The organism is Pseudomonas sp. S1_E05, from assembly GCF_056337105.1.
Genome location: NZ_JBFRHM010000001.1, coordinates 4,397,047 through 4,412,575 on the forward strand (window position 1 = coordinate 4,397,047; position 15,529 = coordinate 4,412,575).

General features: G+C 58.9%; 13 protein-coding genes. 8 read left to right on the forward strand and 5 right to left on the reverse strand.

The genetic code is table 11. The features are described 5' to 3' along the window. Positions 1-135: 135 nt before the first annotated feature. Complete coding sequence (locus tag AB4N33_RS20180) at positions 136-2,586, reverse strand: glycogen/starch/alpha-glucan phosphorylase (protein ID WP_460140466.1); 2,451 nt, start codon at positions 2,584-2,586, stop codon at positions 136-138. 255 nt (positions 2,587-2,841) lie between these two features. Here AB4N33_RS20180 and AB4N33_RS20185 point away from each other — a divergent pair, with 255 nt between their 5' ends. Both AB4N33_RS20185 and AB4N33_RS20190 read left to right on the forward strand, forming a co-directional pair. Then, the gene (locus AB4N33_RS20185) at positions 2,842-3,279 is read left to right on the forward strand and encodes a YkgJ family cysteine cluster protein (protein WP_460118914.1); all 438 of its coding nucleotides are present in this window, start codon (positions 2,842-2,844) and stop codon (positions 3,277-3,279) included. 38 nt (positions 3,280-3,317) lie between these two features. Next, positions 3,318-3,947: a hypothetical protein gene (locus tag AB4N33_RS20190; protein ID WP_476458100.1), complete on the forward strand. Its 630-nt coding sequence runs from the start codon at positions 3,318-3,320 to the stop codon at positions 3,945-3,947. A 182-nt stretch (positions 3,948-4,129) separates the two neighbouring features. On the opposite strand, the gene typA is transcribed toward AB4N33_RS20190, so the two are convergent. Continuing rightward, on the reverse strand, positions 4,130-5,953 hold the full coding sequence (gene typA / locus AB4N33_RS20195) for a translational GTPase TypA (RefSeq protein WP_460140468.1): 1,824 nt from the start codon (positions 5,951-5,953) through the stop codon (positions 4,130-4,132). 139 nt (positions 5,954-6,092) lie between these two features. After that, positions 6,093-7,547, reverse strand: a complete 1,455-nt coding sequence (thiI, locus tag AB4N33_RS20200) for a tRNA uracil 4-sulfurtransferase ThiI (RefSeq protein ID WP_460140469.1) — start codon at positions 7,545-7,547, stop codon at positions 6,093-6,095. A 328-nt stretch (positions 7,548-7,875) separates the two neighbouring features. Between thiI and glnA the strand changes: the two genes are divergently transcribed. From glnA to ntrC, 5 genes are all read left to right on the forward strand, one after another. Beyond that, positions 7,876-9,282: a type I glutamate--ammonia ligase gene (glnA, locus tag AB4N33_RS20205; protein ID WP_460118922.1), complete on the forward strand. Its 1,407-nt coding sequence runs from the start codon at positions 7,876-7,878 to the stop codon at positions 9,280-9,282. A gap of 296 nt (positions 9,283-9,578) precedes the next feature. After that, a complete protein-coding gene (locus AB4N33_RS20210; RefSeq protein WP_476458101.1) occupies positions 9,579-10,088 on the forward strand; it encodes a DUF4124 domain-containing protein in 510 nt (169 codons plus the stop codon). Beyond that, complete coding sequence (locus AB4N33_RS20215) at positions 10,085-10,705, forward strand: DUF4124 domain-containing protein (protein ID WP_476458102.1); 621 nt, start codon at positions 10,085-10,087, stop codon at positions 10,703-10,705. The genes AB4N33_RS20210 and AB4N33_RS20215 overlap by 4 nt, the downstream gene beginning before the upstream one ends. 230 nt (positions 10,706-10,935) lie before the next feature. After that, positions 10,936-12,021 (forward strand): nitrogen regulation protein NR(II), encoded by a 1,086-nt coding sequence (glnL, locus tag AB4N33_RS20220; protein WP_460118926.1) that lies wholly within the window; start codon positions 10,936-10,938, stop codon positions 12,019-12,021. After that, the gene (ntrC, locus tag AB4N33_RS20225; RefSeq protein WP_460118927.1) at positions 12,018-13,454 is read left to right on the forward strand and encodes a nitrogen regulation protein NR(I); all 1,437 of its coding nucleotides are present in this window, start codon (positions 12,018-12,020) and stop codon (positions 13,452-13,454) included. The genes glnL and ntrC overlap by 4 nt, the downstream gene beginning before the upstream one ends. Before the next feature lie 523 nt (positions 13,455-13,977). Here the strand turns inward: ntrC and AB4N33_RS20230 are convergent. Next, complete coding sequence (locus tag AB4N33_RS20230) at positions 13,978-14,418, reverse strand: hypothetical protein (RefSeq protein ID WP_476458103.1); 441 nt, start codon at positions 14,416-14,418, stop codon at positions 13,978-13,980. Between AB4N33_RS20230 and trmL the strand changes: the two genes are divergently transcribed. Then, positions 14,417-14,872 carry a tRNA (uridine(34)/cytosine(34)/5-carboxymethylaminomethyluridine(34)-2'-O)-methyltransferase TrmL gene (gene trmL / locus AB4N33_RS20235; RefSeq protein ID WP_476458104.1) on the forward strand — a complete coding sequence of 152 codons (456 nt, stop codon included), beginning with the start codon at positions 14,417-14,419 and terminating at the stop codon, positions 14,870-14,872. The genes AB4N33_RS20230 and trmL overlap by 2 nt on opposite strands. 136 nt (positions 14,873-15,008) lie before the next feature. Here the strand turns inward: trmL and secB are convergent, their stop codons facing one another. Continuing rightward, on the reverse strand, positions 15,009-15,494 hold the full coding sequence (secB, locus tag AB4N33_RS20240) for a protein-export chaperone SecB (RefSeq protein WP_460118934.1): 486 nt from the start codon (positions 15,492-15,494) through the stop codon (positions 15,009-15,011). Positions 15,495-15,529: the final 35 nt, after the last annotated feature.

Genomic DNA, 15,529 nt, shown 5'->3' on the forward strand with positions numbered 1-15,529 from the left:
AGCAGCCCCGATGTGGGGCGAATCCGGGCGAAGTGGCATTGGCCAGAGTCTAGCCTGCCGCCCGGTTTAACCGCTGCCTAGTATATCGATCAGGCCCGTTGACCACCGGGCCTGCCTCGCAATTATTGCTCAAAGTTACTCCAGGGCTTTCCAAATGTCCGTGGCGTACTCGCGAATGGTCCGATCGGAAGAGAACCAGCCCATCCGCGCGGTGTTCAACACTGCCGAACGCCACCAGGCATTGGTGTCATGCCAATGGGCTTCAACACGCATTTGCGCATCCCAGTAGGCATCGAAGTCCGCGCAGACCAGGAAGCGGTCATGCTCAATCAACGAATCAATCAACCCGGTATAACGCGACGGATCATCCGGCGAGAACACACCGCCGCGAATCGCTTGCAGCACATCACCCAAGCGATGGGACGCGGCAATATCCGGCGTGGCGTTGAACTCGTGATTCTGCTTGCGCGCCTCCACTTGCTGCGCGCTGAGGCCGAAGATGAACATATGCTCGGCACCGATGCGCTCGCACATCTCCACGTTGGCACCGTCCAGCGTGCCGATGGTCAGCGCGCCGTTGAGGCCAAATTTCATGTTGCTGGTCCCGGACGCTTCGAAACCGGCGGTGGAAATCTGCTCCGACAAATCCGCCGCCGGAATGATGCTTTCTGCCAGGCTGACGTTGTAGTTGGGCAGGAATACCACCTTGAGCAAGCCGCGCACGGTTGGGTCGTTGTTGACCACCCGGGCGATGTCGTTGGTCAGTTTGATAATCAGTTTGGCCTGGTGATAACTGGCCGCTGCCTTGCCAGCAAAGATCTTCACTCGGGGCACCCAGTCGACTTCCGGCTCGGCGCGAATGGCCTGATACAGCGCGACGGTGTGCAACAGATTGAGCAACTGACGTTTGTATTCGTGAATGCGTTTGACCTGCACGTCGAACATCGCCGCCGGATTGATTGCTACCCCTAACCGCTCGTGAATAAGGTACGCCAGGGCTTTTTTGCTGTGCAGGCGCTGTTCGGCGAAAGCCTTGCGAAATGCCGACTTCTCGGCGAACGGCTCCAGGTCCTGCAAGCGTTCTTCCGGGTGATCGAGCAGGTCCGCGCCAAGCGCATCGACCAGCATCGACGTCAGTTCCGAGTTGGCCTGATAGAGCCAGCGGCGGAAGGTGATGCCGTTGGTCTTGTTGTTGATCCGCGTCGGATAGAGTTTATGCAGCTCGGAAAACACGGTTTTGCGCATCAACTGCGTGTGCAGACCGGACACCCCGTTGACGCTGTGGGAGCCGAGAAACGCAAGGTTGCCCATGCGAACGCGCCGACCGTTGTCTTCCTCGATCAGCGACACCGCGCGCAACACGTCGAAATCATGGATGCCCTTGGCACGCAGCGAGTCGATGTGCTGGGCGTTGATCAGGTAAATGATCTGCATGTGCCGTGGCAGCATGCGCTCCATCAGGCCGACCGGCCAGGTTTCCAGTGCTTCCGGAAGAAGTGTGTGGTTGGTGTAGGAAAGCGTGTCGACGGTCACCTGCCATGCAGCATCCCAGGCGACATCATAGACATCCACCAACTGACGCATCAGCTCGGCCACGGCAATCGAGGGGTGCGTGTCGTTGAGCTGGATCGACGCATGATCGCCCAGGGTCAGCACCGAGGTGTGCATGTTGCGATGACGCCGCAGCAGATCCTGCAGGGAAGCGGCAACGAAGAAATACTCCTGGCGCAGGCGCAGCTCCTGGCCAGCTTCAGTGCTGTCCGCCGGGTAGAGCACACGGGAAATGCTTTCCGCACGCGCTACTTCAGCGACCGCACCCAGATGGTCGCCAGCATTGAAGCGCTCCAGATGCAGGTCTTCGACGGCCCGGGCCCGCCACAAGCGCAGGGTGTTAACGCTCGCCCCACGCCAGCCGACCACCGGGGTGTCGTAGGCAATGGCGCGCACAGTCTCGCCCGGCGACCAGACTTGCTTGGACTTGCCTGTTTCATCAGTGACGGTTTCGACGCTGCCGCCGAAACCAATCGGGTACACCACCTCTGGACGCTCGAACTCCCAGGGGTTGCCGAAATCCAGCCAGTGCTCGGTCTGCTCCTGCTGCCAGCCATCGACGATCGCCTGGCGGAACAAACCGTGCTCGTAACGAATGCCGTAGCCGTGGCCGGCAATGCCCAGGCTCGACATGCTTTCCATGAAGCACGCCGCCAGGCGACCAAGGCCGCCGTTGCCCAATGCGGCGTCGGGCTCCAGCAGGCGGATACGCTCCAGGTCGACACCCAGTTCGGTCAGGGCCTCGCGGGCGACATCCAGCAGGCCGAGATTGCTCAGGCTGTCGTAGAGCAGCCGGCCGATGAGAAATTCCAGGGAGAGGTAGTAAACCCGCTTCTGACCTTTGCGGTAGATCTGCCGGGTGTGGTCCATCCAGTGCTCGACCATGTGATCGCGCGCCGCCAGCGCAATGGCTTCGAACCAGTCGTGGTCGAAGGCGTGATCCGGGTCTTTGCCCACCGCATAAGTGAGCTTGGTCAAGACGGCGTCGCGAAATGCGGCCACCTCTGCTTCGCGAACAAGTGGTTCTTGAGTCATCGATAGGACCTCGAGCGAGCGGGAATTGTTGAGCCTAGACGGTCTGACAGACGGCAGAGGCTCTGGTTCGGCAGTTTTTTCCAGGAAGCGTGAGATAGCTCGGCATTACTTTGTCATGTACCTGAATGAATGCAGGGGCCGTGCCGGATAACACCGTTGATGGGGCAGCACAGAAAAATCTGGCGAAAGGTTGTTCAAAAATCCACCAGTCCCGGTATGATCGCGCGCCCTGATGCACATGCCTGGTAACAACCGATGATGAAGCCCAACCTGATCGCCGCCGCCGAGATCGATCGCCTCGATACCTGGGCCAAGTACACCGCCCCGATGTGCGGCTCGTGCATGTCCAGCTGCTGCACTTTACCGGTGGAGGTCAAGATCAAGGACCTGATCCGCATTGGCATCGTCGACGAATTCGAGTTGGGCGACCCACCGAAGAACATCGCCAAGCGCCTGCAAAAGGAAGGGCTGGTGGAGCGCTTCAATCAGAAATCGGGCATCTTCACGCTGCAACGCATGAGCAACAACGATTGCTACTACCTGGATCGTAAGAGCCGCCTGTGCACCATTTATGACAAGCGCCCGGACACCTGCCGCAACCACCCCAAAATCGGCCCGCGGCCGGGGTATTGCGCGTACAAGCCCAAGGAAGTGGAGCGTGAGCGGGGTTCGCGCAGCATCGAGCGGTTCTGATCTGCCGATTGCTCCGACATGGCCAGGGTAACTTGGCCATGGGTCCGCGTCGCCATTTCCTATACGCCGCAAACTCCCGCCCGACAGAACAAACCCCCGCGCAATCATTAGTGTGGAGCATCATTTCTCTTGAGAAGATGCTCATGCGTTATTTAAAGGCAACCGCCCAGGATCGTAGCGGCAATGGCAAGGCTGATGCCGTGCTCCTGCACTTTCACAACGGCCCGGCCAATCAGGTTCACGAAGCCTTCGCTCTGGACATGTCCGCCGACGGCCTGATCGAGTTCGGCTTCGCCGGTGACATCGACGGCGACGGCAAGCAGGATTTTCAGGATCAATTGCTGCTGACTCGGTTTGCCGAGGTCTTCCTGAGGCTCAACTGGTTCAACGAGGGTGACAACTGGGAGCGGTATCTGAAGATCGCTGCCACTGACCACCAGGACGGCTCTCCCGATGTTGTCAGGCTTCAATTCAGCGAAGACGACGGTACGCCCGACACTGCCATTCGCATCCGGCCTGCTGCGGCGTACGACGAAGACAATGACGGCGAGCTGGACTCCTTTACCAATGGCGATGTGGATGGCGATGGGATTGCCACCAAGGCGGACAAGGTTTTGTTGCGCCAGATAGCAGAGGCCTATTTGGCGTTTCGGTGGTTTGATGCCTGACTGCTGACTTTTTGCGGCGTCTGCCCCAACCCATCGCGAGCAAGCCCGCTCCCACAGGTTTTGTGTACACCGCTGAGAGGTGTGCGAGCCCGCTCGCGATGGGCCGGCACAGACAATACAAACCCCAGACAAACAAAAACGCCCCCGGCCTTTCGACCGGGGGCGTTTTTATTCAGCCGGGCTTAGTTAGCCTTGGCTTTCTTGGCAGCGCGGGTACGCTCGCTTTCGTCCAGGATCTTCTTGCGAAGACGGATGGACTTAGGAGTGACTTCACACAGCTCGTCTTCCTGGATGTATTCCAGAGCCTGTTCCAGGGTGAAGCGAACAGGTGGTACCAGAGCGATGGTTTCGTCTTTACCCGAAGCACGCATGTTGTCGAGCTTCTTGCCCTTGGTAGGGTTGACGCCCAGGTCGTTGTCACGGCTGTTCTGACCAACGATTTGACCGTTGTAGATCTCCTGGCCGTGTTCTACGAACAGCTTGCCACGAGCCTGCAGGGTTTCCAGGGAGTAGGTCAGTGCCTTGCCGGTTTCAACCGAAACCAGTACGCCGTTCTGACGACCGGACATGTGGCCGGACTTCACTGGAGCGTAACGATCGAAGATCGAGGTCAGGATGCCAGCACCGTTGGTCAGGGTCAGGAACTGGTTACGGAAACCGATCAGACCACGAGCAGGGATGTTGTATTCCAGACGCACACGGCCTTTGCCATCCGGCACCATGTTGCTCAGGTCGCCTTTACGCAGACCCATCTCTTCCATCACCTTGCCCTGGGATTCTTCAGGGATGTCGATGGTGACGTTTTCGAACGGTTCCTGCTTGACGCCGTCAACTTCACGAATGATCACTTCCGGACGGCCCAGGGCCAGTTCGAAGCCTTCGCGACGCATGGTTTCGATCAGTACCGAGAGGTGCAGCTCACCACGGCCGGAAACCTTGAACTTGTCAGCCGAGTCGCCTTCTTCAACGCGCAGTGCAACGTTGTACAGCAGCTCTTTGTCCAGACGATCCTTGATGTTACGGGAGGTCACGAACTTGCCTTCTTTACCGCAGAAAGGCGAGTCGTTTACCTGGAAGGTCATGGAAACGGTTGGCTCGTCGACGGTCAGAGGCTTCATCGCCTCGACGGTGTCCGGGTGGCACAGGGTGTCGGAGATGAACAGCTCGTCGAAACCGCTGATGCAGACGATGTCGCCGGCCGCAGCTTCTTCAACGTCGATGCGGTGCAGACCGTGGTGACCCATCAGCTTCAGGATACGACCGTTGCGGCGCTTGCCGTCGGCGTCGATAGCGACAACCGGAGTGTTCGGCTTGACGCGACCACGAGCGATACGGCCAACACCGATAACACCCAGGAAGCTGTTGTAGTCCAGTGCCGAGATTTGCATCTGGAAAGGACCGTCACGGTCAACTTTCGGCGCAGGAACGTGGTCGACGACCGCTTGGTACAGCGGGGTCATGTCTTCGGCCATGGCGGTGTGATCCAGACCGGCGATGCCGTTCAGGGCCGAGGCGTAAACAACCTGGAAGTCCAGTTGTTCGTCGGTAGCACCCAGGTTGTCGAACAGGTCGAAGATCTGGTCCAGAACCCAGTCAGGACGCGCGCCCGGACGGTCAACCTTGTTGATCACGACGATTGGCTTGAGGCCAGCTTCGAACGCTTTCTTGGTGACGAAACGGGTTTGCGGCATAGGGCCGTCTTGAGCGTCAACCAGCAGCAGAACGGAGTCGACCATCGACATTACGCGCTCTACTTCGCCGCCGAAGTCGGCGTGGCCCGGGGTGTCCACGATGTTGATGTGGTAGCCGTTCCAGTTGATGGCGGTGTTTTTCGCCAGAATGGTAATACCGCGCTCTTTTTCCTGGTCGTTGGAGTCCATCACGCGCTCGTCGTTGAGCTCGTTGCGCTCCAGGGTGCCGGATTGACGCAGGAGTTTGTCTACCAGGGTGGTTTTACCATGGTCAACGTGGGCAATGATGGCGATGTTGCGTAGATTTTCGATCACTTGTGTATCTCGATCAGAGGATTCGGTGTGCTGACAAGTCTTGGCAGCGATTAACAGTAGCGTCCGTGAAAGCCTTTACAGCTTTACGGTGGCGTCGGGGGGCCGGTGACGCAAGCCACAGGCAAACAGCCCCGGGCACTTAGCTCGGTCGATAAACGCGCACATTGGCATGCCCCTCACTGAGCAAATGGTGGGCATGCAGGCGACTCATCACGCCTTTGTCGCAATACAACAGGTACTGGCGAGTAGGGTCCAGTTCCTTGAAACGAGCGTTCAGAGCATAAAACGGCATCGTTTGTACCTCGATGCCAGCCAGTTGCAGCGGGTCATCCTCGGCGGCATCCGGATGGCGGATGTCGATCACGATCTGACCGGCCAGCGCGTCGCTGACTTCTTCAATTTGTACGTCCTGGCCCAGTTCATCGATCACACGATCGATCGGGACCAGCTTGGCGTTCTCAAGGGCGCGCTCAAGCACGGCCATGTCGAACTCTTTCTCTTCGTGCTCTACGCGGTGGCGCTTGGCAGCCGTCTTCGGATTGACCGAAATGACCCCGCAGTACTCCGGCATGTGCTTGGCGAAATCAGCGGTGCCGATTTCGTTGGCGGTATCGATGATGTCCTGCTTGTGGCTGGCGATCAGCGGGCGCAGCACCAGCTTTTCGGTGACACAGTCGATCACGGACAGGTTCGGCAACGTCTGGCTCGACACCTGGGAGATCGCCTCGCCGGTGACCAGGGCGTCGATATGCAGTCGATCAGCAATCTGCGAGGAAGCGCGCAACATCATACGCTTCAATACTACGCCCATATGACTGTTATCGACTTTGCCGAGAATTTCGCCCAACACTTCCTCGAACGGCACACTGACAAATAACACGCGTTGCGAGCTGCCGTACTTCTTCCAGATGAAATGCGCGACTTCCATGACGCCCAATTCGTGGGCACGACCGCCCAGGTTAAAGAAGCAGAAGTGGGCCATCAGCCCACGACGCATGATCTGGTAGGCCGCAACCGTGGAGTCGAAACCGCCGGACATCAGCACCAACGTCTGCTCCAGCGCACCCAGCGGATAACCACCGATGCCAGTGTGCTGGCTGTGGATGACAAACAACCGTTGGTCGCGAACTTCGATACGGACTTCGATTTCCGGCTTTTTCAGGTCGATGCCGGCGGCACCGCACTGACGGCGCAACTGGCTGCCGACATATTTTTCGATATCGATCGAGCTGAACGGGTGCTTGCCGGCGCGCTTGCAGCGCACCGAGAAGATTTTCCCGGCCAGTGCATCACCGTAGTGCTGCTTGCACTTTTCGACGATGTCGTCGAAATCGCCCAGTGGATATTCGTCAATCTGCAGGAAGTGCGCGATGCCCGGCATGCAGCTCAGGCGCTCGCCCATCTCTTTCAGGGCCTTTGGGTCTTCTACGCGGGTGTCCAGCTCGAGGTTGTCCCACACGCCGTTCACCACCACAGCCGGGTCCAGGTCACGGAGCACGGCACGGATGTTTTTGGCCAACTGACGGATGAAACGCGTCCGGACAGGTCGGCTCTTGATGGTGATCTCGGGAAAGACTTTTACGATTAGTTTCATGAAAACAGCGCGCGCAGGGCCAGCCGAAAAAGGGGGGCGCGGATTATAGCGGAAATTGCTCAAGGTTTAACCAGTTAATGTGCAGAAGGTTTTGCGCGCACCAAAACAGGTCGTTTTCGATTGAAAGCGCCACATTGTAGGGCGATATTTTCCCGGCTTGGCGGCTTGAAGCCTTTATAAGCGTGAATTTGGGGCAAAAAACCCATGCTGGGGCACTGGCATGCAATTTGCTCCCTTGTGAGGCAGGTTGCCTTGGCAGAGTATTCGCGCCGGCATCACAAACATTATGGGCATCCACTACCCGCCCTAAGCCACCCCGGAGGACAGTATGTCGAAGTCGGTTCAACTCATTAAAGATCATGACGTCAAGTGGATTGATCTGCGCTTCACGGACACCAAAGGCACCCAGCACCACGTGACCATGCCAGCACGCGATGCGCTGGATGAAGACTTCTTCGAAGTCGGCAAGATGTTCGACGGCTCCTCCATCTCCGGCTGGAAAGGCATCGAAGCTTCCGACATGATCCTGATGCCGGATGATGAAACCGCCGTCCTGGACCCGTTCACCGAAGAGCCGACCCTGATCCTGGTCTGCGACATCATCGAACCTTCGAGCATGCAAGGCTACGACCGCGACCCACGTGCGATCGCCAAGCGCGCCGAAGAGTACCTGAAGTCTACCGGTATCGGTGACACCGCGTTCGCAGGTCCGGAGCCAGAGTTCTTCATCTTCGACCAGGTGAAGTTCAAGTCCGACATCTCCGGCTCGATGTTCAAGATCTACTCCGAGCAAGGTTCGTGGATGTCCGACCAGGACATCGAAGGCGGCAACAAGGGTCACCGTCCTGGCATCAAAGGCGGCTACTTCCCGGTTCCACCGTTCGACCACGACCACGAAATCCGTACTTCCATGTGCAACGCGCTGGAAGAAATGGGCCTGACCGTCGAAGTTCACCACCACGAAGTGGCGACTGCCGGCCAGAACGAAATCGGCGTCAAGTTCAACACCCTGGTGAAGAAAGCCGACGAAACCCAGACCCTGAAGTATGTCGTGCACAACGTTGCCGACGCTTACGGTCGCACCGCCACCTTCATGCCGAAGCCTCTGTACGGCGACAACGGTTCGGGCATGCACGTACACATGTCCATCTGGAAAGAAGGCAAGAACACCTTCGCAGGTGAAGGTTATGCCGGTCTGTCCGACACCGCCCTGTACTTCATCGGCGGTATCATCAAGCACGGTAAGGCCCTGAACGGCTTCACCAACCCGGCTACCAACTCCTACAAGCGTCTGGTTCCAGGTTTCGAAGCTCCGGTCATGCTGGCCTACTCGGCTCGCAACCGTTCCGCTTCGATCCGTATTCCTTACGTGTCGAGCCCGAAAGCCCGCCGTATCGAAGCACGCTTCCCGGATCCGGCAGCCAACCCGTACCTGGCGTTCGCTGCACTGCTGATGGCTGGCCTGGACGGCATCCAGAACAAGATCCACCCTGGCGACGCAGCTGACAAAAACCTGTACGACCTGCCGCCTGAAGAGGCCAAAGAGATCCCACAAGTTTGCGGCAGCCTGAAAGAAGCCCTTGAAGAGCTGGATAAAGGTCGCGCGTTCCTGACCAAAGGCGGCGTGTTCTCCGACGACTTCATCGACGCCTACATCGCCCTGAAAAGCGAAGAAGAAATCAAGGTTCGCACCTTCGTACACCCACTGGAATACGAGCTGTACTACAGCTGCTGATCCGGTAGCGCCTGCGCAAGCGGCGTGACGAAAAAAGAGAGGCCTCCTTCGGGAGGCCTTTTTTTTGCCCGCTATTCAATGGCACATGGAGAACCCTGTGGGAGCGGGCTTGCCCGCGATTGCGACCTGCCTGACACAGAAGACGCTGGATTTTCCGACGCCATCGCGGGCAAGCCCGCTCCCACAGTTTTTATCTGCGTGTGATTCGGGAAATCACTTCACAGTGTTAACGGTTTGAGATAACCACCCACCCTGACCTATGCTGCAACCCAATGCTTTCATTTCTGGTCGAGCTCATGGGTCGTGGTTTCTTTTGCATCCTGCTGTTGATCGCCCTGCCCGCCGCAGCGCAGATCTACAAGTACACCGATGCTGCCGGCAACACCGCCTACAGCAATCAACCGCCCGATGGCGTGAAGGTACAGCCGGTCGAACTGCCGCCCCTCAATCGCGTCGAGCGCCAGGCGCCAGTCGCGCCATCAGCCGAGGCGTCGAGCAGCGAACGACCGCTCAGTACGTACGAGGTGCTGGAGCTGACCCATCTGCCGACCACCGAAGCCCTGCGCGCCAACAATGGCACCTTCACCGTCAATGTGCTGATCAAGCCCAAGCTGCAAGGCGCACACTTATTCAGGCTGTTGCTGGACGATCAGCCCTATGGCCAACCGAGTAACGTGCCGATCCTGCAACTGGTCAACATCGATCGCGGCACCCACAGCCTGGCCGTTCAGGTGATCGACGGCGAGAAAGTCATCCAGCAGAGCCCCAGCGTGACCTTCACCCTGCAGCGGGTGCACACGTCGTGAATGCGTGGCTACTGATAGCCTGCTTGATCGCGCTGCCGGCATCAGCCGAGGTGTTCACTTACATCGATGCCCAGGGCAATCGAGTCTTCACCGATCAACCCGGTGCTGGAAACGCCAAGCGTGTGCCTCTGGCAACGAGCAACCGCATGTCCGCCAATCCGACCGGCGCGGCGCCGGTGAAGCCCAGTGCAAAAGCCGCCGCAAAGCCACCATTGCGCTATGACATGCTAAGGGTACTGGTGCCGGAGCCCGATGCCACGATTCGCAGCAGTACCGGTGAGCTGATCGTCAGCATCACCCATGAACCCGGCCTGCAACCGGGTCACCGCTACCGCTTGTTCCTCGATGGACAACCCACCGCCGAACCCGGCCAAAGTCCGGTGTTCGCCCTGAACAACATCGACCGCGGCAGCCATCAACTGTCCATCGAGATCCTCGATGCGCAGGGTCGCACGGTGGAGCGAACCCCCAATCAACCCTTTCACATGCAGCGCATCTCCCTTGCGCAGAAACGCAAAGTCCAGCCCTGCACGCTCACCGACTACGGCCAGCGACCGGAATGCCCCCTGAAGGACAAACCGGAACAGGAAAAAAATCCCTTCCTTCGCTTCTTCTGACGCCGTTCAGGTTCGCGCACTACAATGGTGCAAATGCATGCACGGTGCCCGGATGTCAGCCCATTTTGGTTCGAAAATACCCGCTAAAGCTGGCATAACGCCACAACATTGAGCGTCAAACGCACGTTTCAGGCCTTTAACGCTTCTTTTCGGAGCCTTGGTTTGGTTTTTGCATTTTCTCGGTAATCAGCGCTTATTCACGCGCGCGCCCTGCTCCAAAAGAGGTCCTGATGACCATTAGCGACGCACTGCATCGATTGCTACTCGACAACTTGACCACGGCAACCATTCTGCTCGACGACCAATTACGCCTCGAGTACATGAACCCTGCGGCGGAGATGCTGCTGGCGATCAGCGGCCAGCGGAGCCATGGACAGTTCATCAGCGAACTGTTCACCGAATCCGCCGAAGCGCTGAACTCCCTGCGCCAGGCAGTCGAACAAGCCCACCCGTTTACCAAGCGCGAAGCGATGCTCACCGCCCTCACTGGCCAGACCCTGACCGTCGACTACGCGGTGACGCCCATCCTGGCCAACGGCGCCACCCTGTTGCTGCTGGAAGTTCATCCCCGCGACCGCTTGTTGCGGATCACCAAGGAAGAAGCGCAACTGTCCAAGCAGGAAACCAGCAAGATGCTGGTGCGCGGCCTTGCCCATGAAATCAAGAATCCCCTGGGCGGTATTCGTGGCGCCGCGCAACTGCTGGCCCGGGAGCTCCCGGAAGAAAGCCTGCGCGACTACACCAACGTCATCATTGAAGAAGCCGACCGCCTGCGCAACCTGGTCGACCGCATGCTCGGTTCCAACAAGCTGCCGTCGCTGGCCATGTGCAACATTCACGAAGTGCTGGAGCGCGTCAGCCAACTGGTCGAGGCAGAAAGCCAAGGCTGCATCACGCTGGTGCGCGACTACGATCCAAGTATTCCGGACGTCTTGATCGACCGCGAACAGATGATCCAGGCCGTATTGAACATCGTGCGCAATGCCATGCAGGCCATCAGCGGCCAGAACGAGCTGCGCCTGGGCCGCATTACCCTGCGCACTCGCGCCATGCGCCAGTTCACCATTGGCCATGTGCGCCATCGCCTGGTGACCAAGATCGAGATCACCGACAACGGACCGGGCATTCCTGCGGAACTCCAGGAAACCATTTTCTTTCCCATGGTCAGCGGTCGTCCGGACGGTACCGGACTCGGCCTGGCCATTACCCAGAACATCATCAGCCAGCACCAGGGACTGATCGAATGTGACAGCCATCCAGGCCACACCACGTTCTCGATCTTTCTGCCACTGGAACAAGGAGCCACATCGACATGAGCCGTAGTGAAACCGTGTGGATCGTCGATGACGACCGTTCTATCCGCTGGGTCCTGGAAAAAGCCCTGCAACAGGAAGGCATGAACACGCAAAGCTTCGACAGCGCCGATGGCGTAATGAGCCGCCTGGCGCGCCAGCAGCCGGACGTGATCATTTCCGACATCCGCATGCCCGGCGCCAGTGGCCTGGACCTGTTGGCGCGAATTCGCGAACAACACCCGCGGCTGCCGGTGATCATCATGACCGCGCACTCCGACCTGGACAGCGCTGTCGCTTCCTATCAGGGCGGCGCCTTCGAGTACCTGCCCAAGCCGTTCGACGTCGACGAAGCCGTGTCGTTGGTCAAGCGCGCGAACCAACACGCCCAAGAGCAGCAAGGCCTGGAAGTGGTTCCAACCCTGACCCGCACCCCGGAAATCATCGGTGAAGCGCCGGCCATGCAGGAAGTGTTTCGCGCCATCGGGCGCTTGAGCCACTCCAACATCACGGTGCTGATCAATGGCGAATCCGGTACCGGTAAAGAGCTGGTGGCCCACGCCCTGCACCGACACAGCCCGCGCGCGGCATCCCCGTTCATCGCGTTGAACATGGCCGCCATCCCGAAGGACTTGATGGAGTCCGAGCTGTTCGGCCATGAAAAGGGCGCGTTCACCGGCGCGGCCAACCTGCGTCGCGGTCGCTTTGAACAAGCTGACGGCGGCACGCTGTTCCTCGACGAAATCGGTGACATGCCAGCCGACACCCAGACCCGTTTGCTGCGGGTACTGGCGGACGGCGAGTTCTACCGCGTCGGTGGTCATGTGCCGGTGAAAGTGGATGTGCGCATCATTGCCGCCACCCACCAGAATCTGGAGACCCTGGTACACGCCGGGAAATTCCGCGAAGACTTGTTCCACCGTCTCAACGTCATCCGCATCCATATCCCACGGCTGTCGGACCGTCGCGAAGACATTCCAACCCTCGCCAAGCATTTCCTCAGCCGCGCCGCACAGGAGCTGGCCGTCGAGCCGAAGCTGCTGAAAAGCGAAACCGAGGAATACCTTAAAAACCTGCCGTGGGGCGGCAACGTTCGTCAACTGGAGAACACCTGCCGCTGGATCACGGTCATGGCTTCCGGTCGCGAGGTACACATCAGCGACCTGCCGCCAGAACTGTTGAGCTTGCCGCAGGATTCAGCGCCAGTGACCAATTGGGAGCAGGCGCTGCGCCAGTGGGCCGATCAGGCCCTGGCTCGCGGTCAATCGAGCCTGCTCGACAGCGCCGTACCGGCCTTCGAGCGAATCATGATCGAGACCGCACTCAAGCACACCGCTGGGCGTCGTCGTGATGCGGCGGTGTTGCTGGGCTGGGGACGCAACACCCTGACGCGCAAGATCAAGGAGTTGGGGATGAAGGTCGATGGTGGGGATGATGATGAGGGGGATGAGGGCTAAATAGCCCCAAGCTCTTTATTGTCAATTAGATCCAATCGCGGGCAAGCCCGCTCCTACAGGTTCACCGCTAGCCCTGTAGGAGCGGGCTTGCCCGCGATGCTTTTGGGGGCCGCATGCACCACCGCAAAGCATCCTGACCTGCAATCGAGCATGCCTCCCTGAAGCAAAGCCCGCGATCAAACAAAGAAATTCCCACCGCACAAAAACGTGAAAGCCCCGAATTACGGGGCTTTCAGCGCTTCAGACAGACTTTGTATTTCAGCCCGTTAAAAACTGGCACGTCCCCTGCAATAGTCCATTCAGTGATTAGATTCACTACCCGGTTTCGGGGACCTTGGTACAGGCAGGCCGGGGATTCCCCTCTTTACATCGGGCTCACACCGCCATCGCGACGAGCCCAACCCTTTTGGGGCCCTTGATACAGGCAGGTCAGGGGTTCCTTCTTTACACCGGGCTCACGATGCAAAGCGCGAGCCCTGCCGTTTTGGGGACCTTGGTACAGGCAGGCCGGGGATTCCCTCTTTTATTGCTCACGGAGATGGATCTCCACTCGCCAGCGGTCATCGACCTCGCTACCGGACCATTCGCCCTGTAACGGTCGGGCCGCCACCACCGATAGCAACAAGCCTTCCTTACTCAACATCAGTCGCCAGTTCACACTCTTTTCATTGAGCTTGAGCTGGCCTTTTTGCGTCCGCCCCTGCGCATCGAACAACAACGCCAGGCTGCCGTCCACGAACTCGCCATGGGTCTTGGGCTCGTTGTTGAACCACACCACCAGCCCGTCGCTCGTCAGCTCGACCGTTTGCAGTTCGCTGGGTTCGGGCGTGGTCAGGCGACCGATCATCAAGCCCACCATCAACCCGAAAATCGCCAGCGAGCCCATCACCCGCGGGAATAGTTTCGAACGCTGGTCTGCTTGCGGCGTAGAATGCCCGTCATCTTTATTTGCGGAGCCGTGCATGTTTCACGTCATCCTTTTCCAACCAGAAATTCCGCCGAATACCGGCAACGTTATCAGGCTGTGCGCCAACAGTGGCTGCCACCTGCATTTGATCGAACCGCTGGGCTTCGAGATGGATGATAAGCGCCTGCGCAGGGCCGGTCTCGACTACCACGAGTATGCCACTCTGCAACGCCATGCTGACCTGGCCAGTTGCCTGGAAAGCCTGGGGCATCCGCGCTTGTTCGCCTTCACCACCAAGGGTTCGCGACCGTTTCACGACGCCAGCTTCGCTGCGGGCGACGCATTCCTGTTCGGTCCGGAGAGCCGTGGCTTGCCAGCTGAGGTGCTCGACGCCCTGCCGGGCGAACAACGCCTGCGCCTGCCGATGCGCGAGGGCTGCCGTAGCCTGAACCTGTCGAACACGGTGGCCGTAGCGGTTTATGAAGCCTGGCGGCAGAACAACTTCAAGTAAGCCCAGAATCACTCTTGCCTGATAGAAACAATCGCGGGCAAGCCCGCTCCCACAGTGGACAAAGTGAGTCACAAATTGAGTGAACACCAAAAATCCCTGTGGGAGCGGGCTTGCCCGCGATTTTTAGCAGCGCCGCTTACTGAACGGTCGGAGTCTCGCCAGCCGCCTGCATGCGTTGCAGTTCCTGGGCATACAGCGCGTCGAAGTTCACCGGGGCCAGCATCAGCGCCGGGAACGAACCGCGGGTCACCAGGCTGTCCAGGGTTTCGCGCGCGTACGGGAACAGGATGTTCGGGCAGAACGCGCCCAGGGTGTGGCTCATCGAAGCGTCGTCCAGGTTCTTGATCAGGAAGATCCCGGCCTGTTGTACTTCAGCGATGAACGCCACTTCGTCACCGTTTTTCACGGTCACGGACAGGGTCAGCACGACTTCGTGGAAGTCGGCTTCCAGTGCCTTTTGACGGGTGTTCAGATCCAGACCGACGCTCGGCTCCCATTGCTGGCGGAAGATCGCCGGGCTTTTCGGGGCTTCGAAGGACAAGTCGCGTACGTAGATGCGCTGCAGGGAGAATTGCGGTGCGCTATCGTCTTCGGCAGCTGCAGTGTTCTGTTGGTCAGTCATCTCAGATCCTTTCTGATCTCGGGGTCTAGTAGGGG